The 13918-nt window shown below is 72.7% G+C and carries 11 protein-coding genes; 6 read left to right on the top strand and 5 right to left on the bottom strand.

Annotated elements, in window-relative coordinates:
* Nucleotides 1–4 precede the first annotated feature (4 nt).
* On the top strand, nucleotides 5–859 hold the full coding sequence (locus tag RBJ77_RS42405; protein WP_372349875.1) for an NAD-dependent epimerase/dehydratase family protein: 855 nt from the start codon (nucleotides 5–7) through the stop codon (nucleotides 857–859).
* 450 nt (nucleotides 860–1309) lie between these two features.
* Here the strand turns inward: RBJ77_RS42405 and RBJ77_RS42410 are convergent, their stop codons facing one another.
* From RBJ77_RS42410 to RBJ77_RS42430, 5 genes are all read right to left on the bottom strand, one after another.
* Nucleotides 1310–2131: a GNAT family N-acetyltransferase gene (locus RBJ77_RS42410; RefSeq protein ID WP_372349876.1), complete on the bottom strand. Its 822-nt coding sequence runs from the start codon at nucleotides 2129–2131 to the stop codon at nucleotides 1310–1312.
* A gap of 10 nt (nucleotides 2132–2141) precedes the next feature.
* Nucleotides 2142–3383, bottom strand: a complete 1242-nt coding sequence (locus tag RBJ77_RS42415) for an MFS transporter (RefSeq protein ID WP_372349877.1) — start codon at nucleotides 3381–3383, stop codon at nucleotides 2142–2144.
* On the bottom strand, nucleotides 3380–4699 hold the full coding sequence (locus RBJ77_RS42420) for a GH1 family beta-glucosidase (protein ID WP_372349878.1): 1320 nt from the start codon (nucleotides 4697–4699) through the stop codon (nucleotides 3380–3382). Before RBJ77_RS42420 ends, RBJ77_RS42415 begins: the two co-directional genes overlap by 4 nt.
* A 95-nt stretch (nucleotides 4700–4794) precedes the next feature.
* Complete coding sequence (locus tag RBJ77_RS42425; RefSeq protein ID WP_372349879.1) at nucleotides 4795–5061, bottom strand: protealysin inhibitor emfourin; 267 nt, start codon at nucleotides 5059–5061, stop codon at nucleotides 4795–4797.
* A 33-nt stretch (nucleotides 5062–5094) separates the two neighbouring features.
* On the bottom strand, nucleotides 5095–6180 hold the full coding sequence (locus RBJ77_RS42430; protein ID WP_372349880.1) for a M4 family metallopeptidase: 1086 nt from the start codon (nucleotides 6178–6180) through the stop codon (nucleotides 5095–5097).
* A 288-nt stretch (nucleotides 6181–6468) separates the two neighbouring features.
* Here RBJ77_RS42430 and leuA point away from each other — a divergent pair, with 288 nt between their 5' ends.
* The 5 genes from leuA to RBJ77_RS42455 all read left to right on the top strand — a co-directional run bounded on the left by leuA (nucleotide 6469) and on the right by RBJ77_RS42455 (nucleotide 13839).
* The gene (gene leuA / locus RBJ77_RS42435) at nucleotides 6469–8190 is read left to right on the top strand and encodes a 2-isopropylmalate synthase (RefSeq protein ID WP_372349881.1); all 1722 of its coding nucleotides are present in this window, start codon (nucleotides 6469–6471) and stop codon (nucleotides 8188–8190) included.
* Nucleotides 8191–8397: 207 nt separating this feature from the next.
* On the top strand, nucleotides 8398–9075 hold the full coding sequence (locus RBJ77_RS42440) for a TerB family tellurite resistance protein (RefSeq protein WP_372349943.1): 678 nt from the start codon (nucleotides 8398–8400) through the stop codon (nucleotides 9073–9075).
* A 519-nt stretch (nucleotides 9076–9594) separates the two neighbouring features.
* The gene (locus tag RBJ77_RS42445; protein ID WP_372349882.1) at nucleotides 9595–11700 is read left to right on the top strand and encodes an MMPL family transporter; all 2106 of its coding nucleotides are present in this window, start codon (nucleotides 9595–9597) and stop codon (nucleotides 11698–11700) included.
* A gap of 58 nt (nucleotides 11701–11758) precedes the next feature.
* Nucleotides 11759–13168: a sensor histidine kinase gene (locus RBJ77_RS42450; RefSeq protein ID WP_372349883.1), complete on the top strand. Its 1410-nt coding sequence runs from the start codon at nucleotides 11759–11761 to the stop codon at nucleotides 13166–13168.
* Nucleotides 13165–13839: a response regulator transcription factor gene (locus RBJ77_RS42455; RefSeq protein ID WP_255973792.1), complete on the top strand. Its 675-nt coding sequence runs from the start codon at nucleotides 13165–13167 to the stop codon at nucleotides 13837–13839. Before RBJ77_RS42450 ends, RBJ77_RS42455 begins: the two co-directional genes overlap by 4 nt.
* Nucleotides 13840–13918: the final 79 nt, after the last annotated feature.

The raw sequence follows: 13918 nt of genomic DNA on the forward strand, positions 1-13918 counted from the left end.
GGCCATGCTGATTCTGGTGACCGGAGCGACAGGGCAGGTCGGGCGGCGGTTCGTGCCGCGACTGCTGCAGAGCGCGCCGCAGGGCGACCGGGTGCGGGTGCTCGTACGGGACGCGGCCCGCGGTGAGCGGTTCGCGGAGCTGGGCGCCGACGTGGTCGTCGGCGACCTGCGCGACGTGGCCGCCCTGGGCAAGGCGACGGCCGGCGTGGACGCCGTGGTGAACGTCGCCGCGGCCTTCCGCGGGGTGCCGGACGAGGAGGCACGGGCGGTCAACCGGGACGCCGCGATCGAGCTGGGCCGGGCCGCGGTCGCCTCGGGCGTGCGGCGGTTCGTGCAGGTCAGCACCGGTCTGGCGTACGGCGCCGGGCGCGGCAGGCCGCTGGTCGAGGACGACGAGACGCGCCCGGGCGGACACCTCTGGGGCGCCTACCCCGAGTCCAAGGCGGAGGCCGAGCAGGCGCTGCGCGCCATGGCGGGCCTCGACGACCTGCGGATCGGCCGGCTGCCGTTCGTGTACGGCGACGGGGACCCGCACCTGGAGAACGTGCTGGAGTGGGTGCCGACCTGGCCCGCCATGCAGCGCCTGCACATGGGCCACCACGTCGACGTGGCGCAGGGCCTGCGGCGCCTGCTGTACGCCTCCGGCGCGTCCGGCGTCTACAACATCGCCGACGACGCCCCGGTGACGTCGGTCGACATCCTTCAGCTCAGCGGGGTTCCGGTGCCGCCGGAGGCGTACGAGAAGGAGGCCACGGATCCGTGGCACTCCGTGATGTCGACGGCCCGCATCCGCCACGAACTGGGCTTCCGCCCGATCTTCCCGTCGGTATGGACGGCCCGGGACGCGGGCGCGCTCTGACCCTCTGCCCGGAGCCCCGCAGCCACCCCCGGGGCTCCGCCCCGGCCCCCGCTCCTCAATCGCCGGAGAGGCTCGATACGGGCACCCCGCGGGGCCTCGACTGGTCCGGGAACTGCGCGACCGGCCCTCACCGGCGGTCAGCCGGGAATCGCCCCGTGGGGGCTCGACCGGTCCGGGGGCTTGAGATCCGGTTACCCCAGGGGCGCGGGGAACTGCGCGACCGGCCCCCACCGGCGGTCAGCCGGAAATCGACCTCGGGGGGGGCTCGACCGGTCCGGGGGCTTGAGATCCGGTTACCCCAGGGGCGCGGGAACTGCGCGACCGGCCCCCACCGGCGGTCAGCCGGGAATCGACCTCGGGGCCCGGCCCCGCAGGGGCTTGACTGGTCGGGGGCCAGAGGTGGGTTCCCCAGGGGCGCGGGGAACTGCGCGACTCGCCCCCACCGGGCGGTCAGACGGACGCGGGCGGGGTCGGTTCGGCGATCAGGGCCGTGCCGACCGGGCGGAAACCCAACCGGGCATACAGACGGGCCACGTCATCGTCGCCGGCCGACAAGAACACCACCCCCACCCCGGAGCCCACCGCGTGAGCGACCAGCGCCGACGTCACCGCAAGCCCCAGCCCCCGCCGCCGCGCCGCGGGCAACGTACCGACGCCCGCCACCTCGGTGACGTCACCGACGGGCAGGTGCAGGCCGGAGCTGAGCACCACCCCGTTCTCCACGGCGGCCGCGACGACGACCTGCCCCGCCCGCATCCGCTCCTGGTACCCGGCCATCGCCCCGTCCGCCGCCCGCGCCGCGATCTCCGCGGTCAGCTCGGCCGCGCCCGCCGCCCCGACCGCCGTCCCGGGATGCGCGAAGGCCACGTGGGGCAGCGCAAGCGCCCCGGCCAGGAACGGGTCACGGTCGGACAGGACCCGGACGAGCGGGTGCGGTTCGGCCGGGGCCCCGCTCTCCCGCGCCATCAGCGGATGCGCGTGCACCACGAGCCCCGAGGCCTCCACGGCCTCCCGCAGCCCCGGCGTCGTCTCCGCCACCCACTCGAACGCCTCGGGCACCCCCAGCTCCCGCTGCCGGGCCCGGACGGCGAGCACGTCGGAGACGGAGGGCGGCGGCGCGTCCGCACGGAGCGCGGGCCGGGCGTAGTACGGCCAGCCGGCGCCCTCCCGGACGAACAGGGTGAGCGAGCCGAAGTCCTCCACCCGGGAAGCGGCGCGCGGCACCGTGTCGTAGTACCGCTCCAGCTGGTCGAGAAGTCGTTCCGCAGGCATGGCGCGGACCTTATGCGACGCCCTTGATCCGGCGCACCAGAATTGCCCCGGCCAGCCCGACGCCCGCCGCCACCAGGTACAACACCCGGTATCCGCCGAGGTGGTTGACGAGCGGGGCGGCCAGCGCCGGGGCCGCCACCTGCGGCAGCGAGTTGGCGATGTTGATGACGCCGAGGTCCTTGCCCCGGTCGAGCGCCTTCGGCAGGACGTCCGTCATCAGCGCGAAGTCGACCGAGGTGAAGACGCCGAAGCCGACGCCGAGGACGGCGGCCGCCACCACCGCCCCGGTCCAGGTCTGCCAGCCCGCCAGGACGCCCGTGGCCACCGCCATCAGCACGCCCGACCAGAGCACGAACGGCTTGCGGCGGCCGAGCCGGTCCGACCACACCCCGCCCACCACGACGGTGCCGAGCAGCGTCACCCCGTTCACCGCGGTCAGGATCAGCACCCCGGTGTCCGGGTCGCCGTACCCCAGCCGGTCGCGCAGGTAGTAGAAGAGGTACAGCAGCACCAGCGCGTTGCCGAGGTTGATGAGGAAGCGGGTCAGCCACGCCCACGCCAGGTCGGGATGCCTGCGCGGGCTCAGCCAGAAGCCCGCCGCGAACCGGCGCCAGGACCACGCCGGACGGGCGGCCGGGTCGAGCCGCAGGTCCGGGTGGCGCAGCACGTACGGGGCCACGCCCAGCAAGGTGAAGGCCGCGCACGCCACGTACCCGGCGCCGATCCCGCCCGCCGCCGTCGCCAGCCCGGTCCCGGCGACCACGCCGAGGATCTGCGCGACCCCCAACCAGCCGCCCACGGCGCCCCGTTGGAGCCGCGGCACCCGGTCGGGCACGGCCGCGGTGACCGCCGCGAACGACGCGTTCAGCGTCAGCTGCACCAGGCACCAGCCCGCGAAGAGCACCCACAGCGCGTCCGCGCCCGCCAGCACCAGCAGGGACAGCGCGCCGCCCGCCGCGCCCGCCACGATCCACGGCGTGCGCCGCCCGCACCGGGACACCGTGCGGTCGGAGAGCGCGCCGAACAGCGGGTTGGCGGCGAGCGACACCACCGCCCCGACGCCCGTCACCCAGGCCAGCAGCGACTCCTTCGACAGGCCGGTGCCGGGCGCGAACTGCTCGGCCTGCTTCGCGAGGAGGATCTGCAGCGGGCCGTACCAGCCCACCCAGATCGCCCCGTTGGCCAGCGCGAGGGCCGCCGTCCAGCCCCGCCCGACCCGGTCGACGGGCTCGTCGAGGGCGAGGGCCGTCATGCCCGCTGCGCCCGCAGCGCGTCGCGCAGCCAGCCGTACGACGCCTTCGGCGTGCGCACCTGCGTCGCGTAGTCGACGTGGACGAGGCCGAAGCGCTTCGTGTAGCCCTCCGCCCACTCGAAGTTGTCCATCAGTGACCAGACGAAATAGCCCCGCACGTCGACGCCCGCCGCCAACGCCCGGTGCAGCGCCCGCAGATGGCCGTCCAGGTAGGCGATCCGCTCCTGGTCGTCGACCCCCTCGTACGCGCAGCCGTTCTCGGTCACCACGAGCGGCGGCAGCCGGTCGCCGTAGCGGTCGCGGAAGTCGGTGAGGAGTTCGGTGAGCGCGTCCGGCACCACCGGCCAGTCGAAGTCCGTCACCGGGTAGCCCGCCGTCTTCCTTACGGAGAAGGGGAGTTCGGCGGGGAGGGTGAGGCCGGAGAACTCCACGTCGGCGGCGCCGGGCGCGCCCACCGTCGTCGGCTGGTAGAAGTTGATCCCGTACCAGTCGAGGGTCCCGTCGGAGATCAGCTTCAGGTCGGCCGCGACGTCGTCGCCCGGCATCAGCTGGGCGAATCCGTCGGGGTACCGGCCGAGCAGCAGCGGGTCGGCGAAGAGCCGGTTCAGGATCACGTCGTACAGGTCCGCCGCGGCCACGTCGGCCGGGTCCTGCGACGCGGACCAGGTCGGGCCGTGGGAGTTGGCGATCCCGATGTCGGTCGCGCCGGCCGCGCGCAGCGCCCGCGCCGCCAGACCGTGCGCGAGGAGCTGGTGGTGGGCGACCGGCAGCGCGTCGAACAGCAGCTTCCGGCCGGGCGCGTGCTCACCGAGGGCGTGGCCCAGCAGGGTGTGCTCGGCCGGTTCGTTGAGGGTGATCCACCTGTCGACCCGGTCGCCGATGCGTCCTGCGACCGTCGCCGTGTACTCGGCGAGGCGCGACGCGGTGTCCCGGTCGAGCCAGTCGAGCCCGGCGGGCAGGTCCCAGTGGAAGAGCGTCGGCACGGGGCGGACGCCCTGCGCGCACAGTTCGTCGACGAGCCGGTCGTAGAAGTCGAGGCCGCCGGGCGCGAGCACCCGCGGCCAGGAGACCGAGAAGCGGTACGCGTCCACGCCCAGGTCGCGGACGAGCGCCACGTCCTCGCGGTAGCGGGCCACGTGGTCGCAGGCCACCGCCGCCGTCGAGCCGTCCCTGACCCGGCCGGGCTCCGCGGTGAACGCGTCCCAGATCGAAGGCGTCCGTCCGTCGACGGCGCCCTCGATCTGGTGGGCCGAGGTGGCGACGCCCCACAGAAAACCGGGTGGGAACGTCGGAAGCGCGTCCTGGGTGGCTGTCATGGGCGCGATCATCCGTACCGGTCAGTACGAAGTCAACGCCCGTGCAGCGAACAGGAGTTGCGCCTCCGGCTCCCTCGGGCCCCGGGTCCTTTCCTTCAGGCGCCTTCCTTCAGGACCCGGCTGATCAGCTTGCGCTGTTCGTCGGTGAGCCGGGGGTCCGCGCAGTACACGGTCCGCCCGTCCACGGTGATGGTGTAGCTGAATCCGTCCGGCACCCCTATGGGGGGCGTGCCCCGGCCCGCGGCCAGCGCCTTCTCGGCCAGGGCCTGCCACTCGTGGGCGTCGGCCCGGCCCGCCGTGTCGACCTCGGCGTGCCGGTCGATGCCGGCGAATCCGCCCGTGCGCGTGACGTGGATACGCATGGTTCCCTGTCTACCCCGAAAACGGCGTGCCGGTCAGTGCGTGGGCACGCCGACCTGTTCCCACGCCTTCAGGACGGCCTGCTGCTCCTCGGCGCCGCCGTAGCGGGCCTGCGCGGCCGTGACCGTCGCCTTGGCGAAGTCCGCGAACGAGCAGTCCTGCTTCAGCTCGCCGCCGGTCAGCGTGTCGAACCAGATCTGCCCGGCCCGCTCCCACGCGTGCCCGCCGAGCGACTCGGCCAGGATGTAGAACGCGTGGTTGGGGATGCCGGAGTTGATGTGCACGCCGCCGTTGTCCCGGCCGGTGCGCACGTAGTGGTCCATGTCGGCGGGCTGCGGGTCCTTGCCGAGCACGTCGTCGTCGAACGCCGTCCCCGGGGCCTTCATGGAGCGCAGCGCCACACCCGTGACGCGCGGCGCGAGCAGCCCGGCGCCGATCAGCCAGTCGGCCTCGGCGGCGGTCTGGCCCAGCGTGTACTGCTTGATGAGCGAGCCGAAGACGTCGGACATCGACTCGTTCAGGGCACCCGGCTGGCCGAAGTACGTCAGGTTCGCCGTGTACTGGGTGACGCCGTGGGTCAGCTCGTGGCCGATGACGTCGACGGGGATGGTGAAGTCGAGGAAGATCTCGCCGTCACCGTCGCCGAACACCATCTGCTCGCCGTTCCAGAAGGCGTTGTTGTAGTCCTCGGAGTAGTGCACCGTCGCGTTCAGCGGCAGGCCGTTGCCGTCGATCGAGTAGCGGGCGAACTTCTCCAGGTACAGCTCGAAGGTGGCGCCCAGACCGGCGTACGCGCGGTTGACGGTCGCGTCCTTGCCGGGCTTGTCGCCCTCGCCGCGCACCTTGCGGCCCGGCAGGTTGGTGCCGTGCTTGGCGTCGTAGATGGTGCGGTGCGGTTTCTGCGCCGCGCCTTCGGCCGGCGGCGCCACGGAGGGTGCGCCGATGACGGTCGTCATGCGGCGGTGGGTGCGCTCGAACGCGTCGCGCTCCAGGGTCTTGCGGGCGCGGGCGGCGATCGCGGAGTCCTCGGCCTGGGCGGCCTTGTCGAGGACGTGAGGCGGCACGATGGTGCAGAACACGGGCTCGAACCCCGTCGGGTTCCCCGTTGGGTTGGCGGTCATGCGTGGCAATGTGGCACTGGGTCATGCCGCTGTCACTACCTGCAACCATGATTACTGAAATAGAGGTATTGATCACCTCTTACCCGTTACCTGTCGACGGTCCCGCATACTGATACGGGCCTCCGCATCCGGAGCGGCTGGGCTAAGGTGCTGAGCATCATGCGATTCGGGCTGCTTCTCCTTAGCTGCCGCGGCGAGGGCCTGTAGTCGAGGCCGACCCCCTCCCCGCGGAGTTTGGCGTTGCGCCGTCGGCCGCCTTACCGGCCACCTCTGAGGAGCCCCCGCATCATGCCGAACCGCCAGCAGCCCAGCAGCATGCCGATCCGCAAGTACGGCCAGTACGACCAGGTCGACATCGCCGACCGCACCTGGCCGAACCGCCGGATCACCACCGCTCCCCGCTGGCTCTCCACGGACCTGCGCGACGGCAACCAGGCCCTGATCGACCCGATGTCGCCCGAGCGCAAGCGCCGGATGTTCGACCAGCTGGTCAAGATGGGCTACAAGGAGATCGAGGTCGGTTTCCCCGCCTCCGGCCAGACCGACTTCGACTTCGTACGTTCGATCATCGAAGACCCGGCCGCCATCCCGGACGACGTCACGATCTCCGTACTGACCCAGGCCCGCGAGGACCTGATCGAGCGGACCGTCGAGTCCCTGAAGGGCGCCAAGCGCGCGACGGTCCACCTGTACAACGCGACGGCGCCGGTCTTCCGCCGGGTCGTCTTCCGCGGCTCCAAGGACGACATCAAGCAGATCGCCGTCGACGGCACGCGGCTGGTCATGGAGTACGCGGAGAAGCTGCTGGGCCCGGAGACGGAGTTCGGCTACCAGTACTCGCCGGAGATCTTCACCGACACCGAGCTGGACTTCGCCCTGGAGGTCTGCGAGGCCGTCATGGACGTCTACCAGCCGGGTCCGGGCCGCGAGATCATCCTCAACCTGCCCGCCACGGTGGAGCGTTCGACGCCCTCCACGCACGCGGACCGCTTCGAGTGGATGCACCGCAACCTGACCCGCCGCGAGCACGTGGTCCTCTCCGTCCACCCGCACAACGACCGGGGCACCGCCGTCGCCGCCGCCGAGCTGGCCGTGATGGCGGGCGCCGACCGCGTCGAGGGCTGCCTGTTCGGCCAGGGCGAGCGCACCGGCAACGTCGACCTGGTGACGCTGGGCATGAACCTGTTCTCGCAGGGCGTCGACCCGCAGATCGACTTCTCCGACATCGACGAGATCCGTCGCACGTGGGAGTACTGCAACCAGATGGAGGTCCACCCGCGCCACCCGTACGTGGGCGACCTGGTCTACACGTCCTTCTCCGGCTCCCACCAGGACGCCATCAAGAAGGGCTTCGACGCGATGGAGGCCGACGCGGCCGCCAAGGGCGTCACCGTGGACGACATCGAGTGGGCCGTCCCGTACCTGCCGATCGACCCGAAGGACGTCGGCCGCTCCTACGAGGCCGTCATCCGCGTCAACTCGCAGTCCGGCAAGGGCGGCATCGCGTACGTCCTGAAGAACGACCACAGCCTGGACCTGCCGCGCCGGATGCAGGTCGAGTTCTCCAAGGTCATCCAGGCGAAGACGGACGCCGAGGGCGGCGAGGTCACGCCGAAGGAGATCTGGAGCACCTTCCAGGACGAGTACCTGCCCAACCCGGACAACCCGTGGGGCCGCATCCAGGTCAAGACCGGCCAGACCACGACCGACACGGACGGCGTCGACACGCTGACCGTCGAGGCCGAGGTGGACGGCGTCGAGCAGGTCCTGGTGGGCACCGGCAACGGTCCGATCTCCGCGTTCTTCCACGCCCTGCAGGGCATCGGCGTCGACGCCCGGCTGCTGGACTACCAGGAGCACACGATGAGCGAGGGCGCCTCCGCCGTCGCCGCCTCGTACATCGAGGTCGCGATCGAGGACAAGGTTCTGTGGGGCATCGGCATCGACGCGAATACGACACGTGCGTCGCTGAAGGCCGTCGTCTCCGCGGTCAACCGCGCGGCCCGCTGACCCTGGTGAGCTGGTAGTTCCCGGCCCCGTACACCTTTTGTGGGTGTGCGGGGCCGTGTCGTTTCTCGGCCAGCGGGCAGGGGTCCCGTGACCTTGGCGTGACCAAGGTACTGACGTCGCATCAACAATGTGGCTAACATCACGCCAACGCCGCGATGTTGCGGTGCCGTTACGGAGGTGTGCGACGTGCTGCCGATCTGGGGACGTATGCGACGAAACGGGCTCTCGCGGGTTCTGGGCGTGCACACCGCATGGACCACCGTCGGCGACGGGGAGTTCTTCTGCCCCGGCTGCGGTGGCGACCGCAACTACCAGCGCCGTACCGGCCGTCGGCGGTTCACCGTGCTCGGGGTGCCGGTCGTGCCGCGCGGTGAGGCGGGGCCCGTCGTCCAATGCGCGGCGTGCGAGGGGCGGTTCGGGATGGACGCGCTCGACCACCCGACCACGCACCGGTTCTCCGCGATGCTCAGGGACGCCGTCCACACGGTGGTCCTCGCCGTCCTCTCGGTGGGCGGCTCCGCCACCCGGCCGTCCCTCGAATGTGCGGTGGGTACGCTGCGGGGGGCCGGGTTCGAGGACTGTTCCGAGGTGCAACTCGCGGCGCTCGTCGAGGCGTTGGTGAACGATGCGGGGCGGATGCCGGAGCATGTCGGGCCGGGGGCCGGGCTGGCGATCGAGCTCCACGAGGCGCTCGATCCGCTCGCGCCTCATCTCGCGCCGGCCGGGCGGGAGTCGTTGCTGCTGCAAGGGGCGCGGATCGCGTTGGCGGATGGGCCGTACTCGGCGGGGGAGCGGGATGTTCTCGGCACGGTGGGCGCTGCGCTGACCATGTGTGTCGACGAGGTCAACCAGTTGCTGGTGGCGGCGGCGCGTACGCCCAGCTAGGCGCTGCCGCGTCGCCTGGTGTTCGTCGCCCGGGTGCGGGTCTCGTCGTGGCCGGTCGCGCAGTTCCCCGCGCCCCTGAGCGTCTGCCGGGTGGCCGGCTGTCCTCGACTGCGGGCCGGTGGGGCTTCTCGCGCAGTTCCCCGCGCCCCTGAAAGGCCGACTGCGTCTGCTGTGCGGGTCTTTCGTCGCGGGCTGCGGGCCGGTGGGGCTTCTCGCGCAGTTCCCCGCGCCCCTGGAAGGCATGCGCTGCGCGCAGCCTTCCCCCGCCGGGGAGATGCCGCACCGCAGGTGCGCATCTCAGGGGCGCGGGGAACTGCGCGACCAGCCGCGACGAGACCCGCAGAGCGCGATGGGAGGGGACCCCCGCGGCGGTATCGGCCGCTACTCCCGGGGGAGTAGTCGGGCGGGCGGGTCGCCCTGCGTAGTAGCTCTCAACTCGATCCGTCGGGCGACGAAGCACGGGGCTTCCGGTCGGAGTCTGGTCGTAGCCGATTCCGATCGAGAGAGGGAGGCCCACTCATGGGGGGACCGCCTGGAACAACCGCGCGGCGCCGCAAGCACGCCGTGCCCTGGACGTTGCTGGCGCTGTGGGTCGCCGTGCTCGCCCTCGCGGGACCGTTCGCCGGCAAACTCGGCGACGTACAGAAGGACCGGGCCGTCGACTACCTGCCCGCGAGCGCCGACTCGACGCAGGTCGCGAAGATCCAGGACCGGCTGCCGGGCGGGGAGACGACCGAGCTGGTGCTCGTGTACCACCGGGACGGCGGGCTGACCGCAGCGGACCGAGAGGCGGCCGGTGGTCAAGTTGCCGCCATTGAAAGGGAGTTCGAGCTCGCCGCGGCGCCGGAGGGAGTGCCGTCGAAGAGTGGTGACACCCTCATGTACCCCGTCGCCAGCAACGCGCCCGGCCAGGACGAGAAGCTCCGCGACGCCTTCGTGAACGACGTGCGGGACATCGCCCACGACACCGACGCCGGGATGAGCGTGGAGGTCGGCGGGCCGGGGGCGCTGGCCACCGATGCCAGTGAGGTCTACCAGTCCCTCGACGGGCCACTGCTCTACACGACCGTCGCCGTCGTCGCCCTGCTGCTGATCCTGATCTACCGCAGCCCGTTCCTGTGGCTCGTCCCGCTCGCCGTCGCCGGGGTCGCCGACTTCCTGTCGATGGGCGTCGCGTACGGGCTGCACCAGGCCTTCGGCACCACCATCAGCGGCCAGAGCTCCGGCGTCATGACCATCCTCGTGTTCGGGGCCGGCACCGACTACGCGCTGCTCATCGTGTCCCGGTACCGGGAGGAGCTGCGCCGCGTCGAGCGCCCGTACGACGCCATGCGCGCCGCCCTGCGCGGCTGCGGGCCCGCCGTGCTCGCCTCGTCGGGGACGGTCGCCGCGGGCCTGCTGTGCCTGCTCGCCGCCGGCCTCAACTCCTCGCGCGGCATGGGCCCGCTGGGCGCCGTGGGCGTGCTGTGCGCCCTCGTCGCCATGCTGACGCTGCTGCCGGCCGTCCTCGTCCTGCTCGGCCGGCGCGTGTTCTGGCCGCTCGTCCCGGCCTTCGGCTCGCAGCCCAAGGAGCGCAAGTCGCTGTTCTCCGCGATGGGCTCGTCGGCGGGCCGCAGGCCGCTCACCGTCCTCGGCGTCGGGGCCGTACTGCTCGGCGCCCTGGCCCTGGGCGCCCTCAATCTGCCCGGCGCCGTCAAACAGGAGGACTCCTTCACCACCACCCCGGACTCCGTCGCCGCGATGAAGACCCTCGCCGCCGCCTACCCGGAGACCGGCACCCAGCCCATCACCGTCATCGCCCCGACCGGCGGCGCCGACGAGGCGGTGCGGACCGCACGCGACACCGCGGGCGTCACCGACGCCCGGCGCGGCCGCAGCGGCGACGGCTGGACCGAGATCAGCGTCGTCGCCAAGGCCCGGCCGCAGAGCGCCGCCGAGACCGCCATCATCGAGGCGCTGCGCGACGGACTCGACGGACAGGGCGCCTACGTCGGCGGACCCAGCGCCGAACAGCTCGACCTCAAGGACACCAACTCCCGCGACCGGCTCGTCGTCGTACCGATCGTGCTCGCCGCCGTGCTGCTGGTCCTGGTCGCCCTGCTGCGCAGTCTGATCGCGCCGCTGCTGCTGCTCGTCGCCGTGGTCGCCGTGTGGGGCGCCGCGCTCGGCATCGGCGGGCTCGTCTTCGGGCCGGTGTTCGGCTTCGAGGGCACGGACCCCGGACTCGGGCTCCTCTCCTTCGTCTTCCTCGTCGCCCTCGGCGTCGACTACGGGATCTTCCTGATGCACCGGATGCGGGAGGAGGTGAAGGCGGGCGCCGAGACGGGGGCCGCGGCCCTCACCGCGCTGCGCACCACCGGAGGGGTGATCGCCTCCGCCGGACTCGTGCTGGCCGCCACGTTCGCCGTGCTCACCAACATGCCGCTGGTCCAACTCGTCGAGCTGGGCTTCGTCATCGCGGTCGGCGTCCTCCTGGACACCTTCCTCGTACGGACCTATCTGGTGACGTCGGCGAGTCTCGCGCTCGGCCGCACGGTGTGGTGGCCGGGACCGCTGGCCAGGCGACGGCCGCGGACGCCCGCCGCCCCGCCGGCCGAGGAACCGGCCCTCACCCCTGCCCCCTGAACCGACCACGGGCGCCCCTCCCTGCCGGAGGGGCGCCCTCCTGACGGAAGATGAACCGGTGGACGTCAAACGACTGCTCCTGATGCCCGGAGCCACTCCCGGGCCCGCACGTCGCGCCGGACCGCCGGACCCGGGCCGGGCACTGCGCGCCGACGCGCTCGTCGCCGCCGCCCTGCTCGCCGTCGACGTCGGCCTGGCCCTCCTCGTCCCCGCCGACGGCCGCCGGCCGGACGCCCTCGGCTGGACGCTGCTGCTCCTCGCGCACGTCCCGCTGGTCTGGCGGCGCCGCTTCCCCCTCCTCACGTTCGTCTGCGTCGTCGGCCTCGTCGTGCCGTACCACGCCATGGACTTCAACCACACGGCGCCGCTGCTCGCCTCCCTGCTCAGCCTGTTCACCGTGGCCATGACGGGACGGCCGCGCCGGTCCCTGATCGTGGGCACCTGCGTCATCGGGCTGGTGCTGACCGTCAAGTTCAGCCAGGGCATGGCCGAGGGGGCGCAGGCGCTGCGGGTCTCCGGCTGGATCGTCGCCGTCATCCTGCTCGGCGTGTACGCGCGCATCCAGCGCCAGTACGTCGACTCCGTCATCGAGCGCGCCGAACGCGCCGAACGCACCCGCGAGGAGGAGGCCAGGCGCCGCGTCGCCGAGGAACGCCTGCGCGTCGCCCGCGACCTGCACGACCTCCTCGCCCACAGCATCACCCTGGTCGGCGTCCGGACGGCCGTCGCCGCCCACGTCCTGAACGCCACGCCCGACCGCCTGGACCGGGCCGCCGTCGCCAAGGCCCTCGACGACATCGCCGACACGTGCCGGTCCGCGCGCGGCGAACTCCGCGCCACGCTGGAGGTGCTGCGCTCCATGCCGGACGAGACGCGGGGGCCGCTGCCGGACCTCGACGGCCTGCCGGAACTGGTCTCGGCGGCCCGCACGGCGGGCGCCGAGGTGGTCGCGGACCTCGACGCGGCCGACGTACCGCCCGCCGTCGGCGCGGCCGCGTACCGGATCGTGCAGGAGGCGCTGACCAACGCGGTACGGCACGGCGGGCCCGGGCTCACGGTGCGGGTGACCGTCCGGGCGACGCCCGCCGGGCTGAGCGTCTCGGTGGTGGACGACGGGCGCGGCGCGGCCTCGCCGGCGTCCGCGGCCCCGGGGTTCGGACTGATCGGCATGCGGGAGCGGGCCCGCAGCGTGCTGGGCGTCCTGGAGGCCGGGCCCCGGGAGACCGGCGGATGGGAAGTGGCGGCGCACCTCCCCTTCCCCGGCGAACGACAGGCACGGGACCCACGGGAGGCACAGGACGGGGACCCGCGGGACGCACGGGACGGGTACCCCCAGGACGCACGGGAAGGCGCCGATCAGCAGTCCCGCAGCGGGACGCGCGCGGCCACGGCGGCCGCGCAGCCGCCGACGGAACCGCCACCGCACCTGACGGCGGTGCGGCGGCTGTCCCCCAAGGAGGCGTCATGACCCGCATCCGCGTCCTCCTCGCCGACGACCAGACCCTGGTCCGCGCCGCCTTCGCCATGCTCGTGGACTCCGCCGACGACATGGAGGTCGTCGGCCAGGCGGCCACCGGCCGCGAAGCCGTCGAACTGGCCAGATCGGCCCGCGCCGACCTGGTCGTGATGGACATCCGCATGCCCGACCTCGACGGCATCGAGGCCACCCGGCTGCTCGCCGCCGACGAGGACCTCGCGGGGGTGAAGGTCCTGATGCTGACCACCTACGACACCGACGAGCACGTCGTCGACGCGCTGCGCGCGGGCGCCTCCGGGTTCCTCGTGAAGGACACCAGACCGGCCGAACTCCTCGACGCCGTCCGCACGGTCGCGGCCGGCGACGCGCTCCTGTCGCCCGGCCCCACGGCCCGCCTCATCGCCCGCGTCCTGCGCGCCCCGGCCGTCCCCGAACCGCCGGACGGCACCCTCGACCACCTCTCCGACCGGGAACGCCAGGTGCTCACGCTCGTCGCGCGCGGCCTCACCAACACCGAGATCGCCGACACCCTGGGGCTCAGCCCGCTCACCGCGAAGACCCATGTCAGCCGGATCATCGGCAAGCTGGCGGTGCGGGACCGCGCGCAGCTGGTCATCACGGCCTACGAGTCCGGTCTCGTGACGCCGCTCAACTCCCCGTAGCCGCACGGGTATTGCCCCGCCCCGTGGCACCCCCTTACGGTCACAGGACGTCCTACGTCCCATGTCCGGATCTGGGGGA

It is taken from the genome of Streptomyces sp. KL116D, assembly GCF_030766975.1.
Classification (GTDB): domain Bacteria; phylum Actinomycetota; class Actinomycetes; order Streptomycetales; family Streptomycetaceae; genus Streptomyces; species Streptomyces longispororuber_A.

What these genes read in the sequence shown, in the direction of transcription:
- RBJ77_RS42405 (WP_372349875.1), top strand. Translation starts at nt 5, where the DNA reads ATGCTGATTCTGGTGACCGGAGCGACAGGGCAGGTCGGGCGGCGGTTC.
- RBJ77_RS42410 (WP_372349876.1), bottom strand. Translation starts at nt 2,131, where the DNA reads ATGCCTGCGGAACGACTTCTCGACCAGCTGGAGCGGTACTACGACACG.
- RBJ77_RS42415 (WP_372349877.1), bottom strand. Translation starts at nt 3,383, where the DNA reads ATGACGGCCCTCGCCCTCGACGAGCCCGTCGACCGGGTCGGGCGGGGC.
- RBJ77_RS42420 (WP_372349878.1), bottom strand. Translation starts at nt 4,699, where the DNA reads ATGACAGCCACCCAGGACGCGCTTCCGACGTTCCCACCCGGTTTTCTG.
- RBJ77_RS42425 (WP_372349879.1), bottom strand. Translation starts at nt 5,061, where the DNA reads ATGCGTATCCACGTCACGCGCACGGGCGGATTCGCCGGCATCGACCGG.
- RBJ77_RS42430 (WP_372349880.1), bottom strand. Translation starts at nt 6,180, where the DNA reads ATGACCGCCAACCCAACGGGGAACCCGACGGGGTTCGAGCCCGTGTTC.
- leuA (WP_372349881.1), top strand. Translation starts at nt 6,469, where the DNA reads ATGCCGAACCGCCAGCAGCCCAGCAGCATGCCGATCCGCAAGTACGGC.
- RBJ77_RS42440 (WP_372349943.1), top strand. Translation starts at nt 8,398, where the DNA reads ATGCGACGAAACGGGCTCTCGCGGGTTCTGGGCGTGCACACCGCATGG.
- RBJ77_RS42445 (WP_372349882.1), top strand. Translation starts at nt 9,595, where the DNA reads ATGGGGGGACCGCCTGGAACAACCGCGCGGCGCCGCAAGCACGCCGTG.
- RBJ77_RS42455 (WP_255973792.1), top strand. Translation starts at nt 13,165, where the DNA reads ATGACCCGCATCCGCGTCCTCCTCGCCGACGACCAGACCCTGGTCCGC.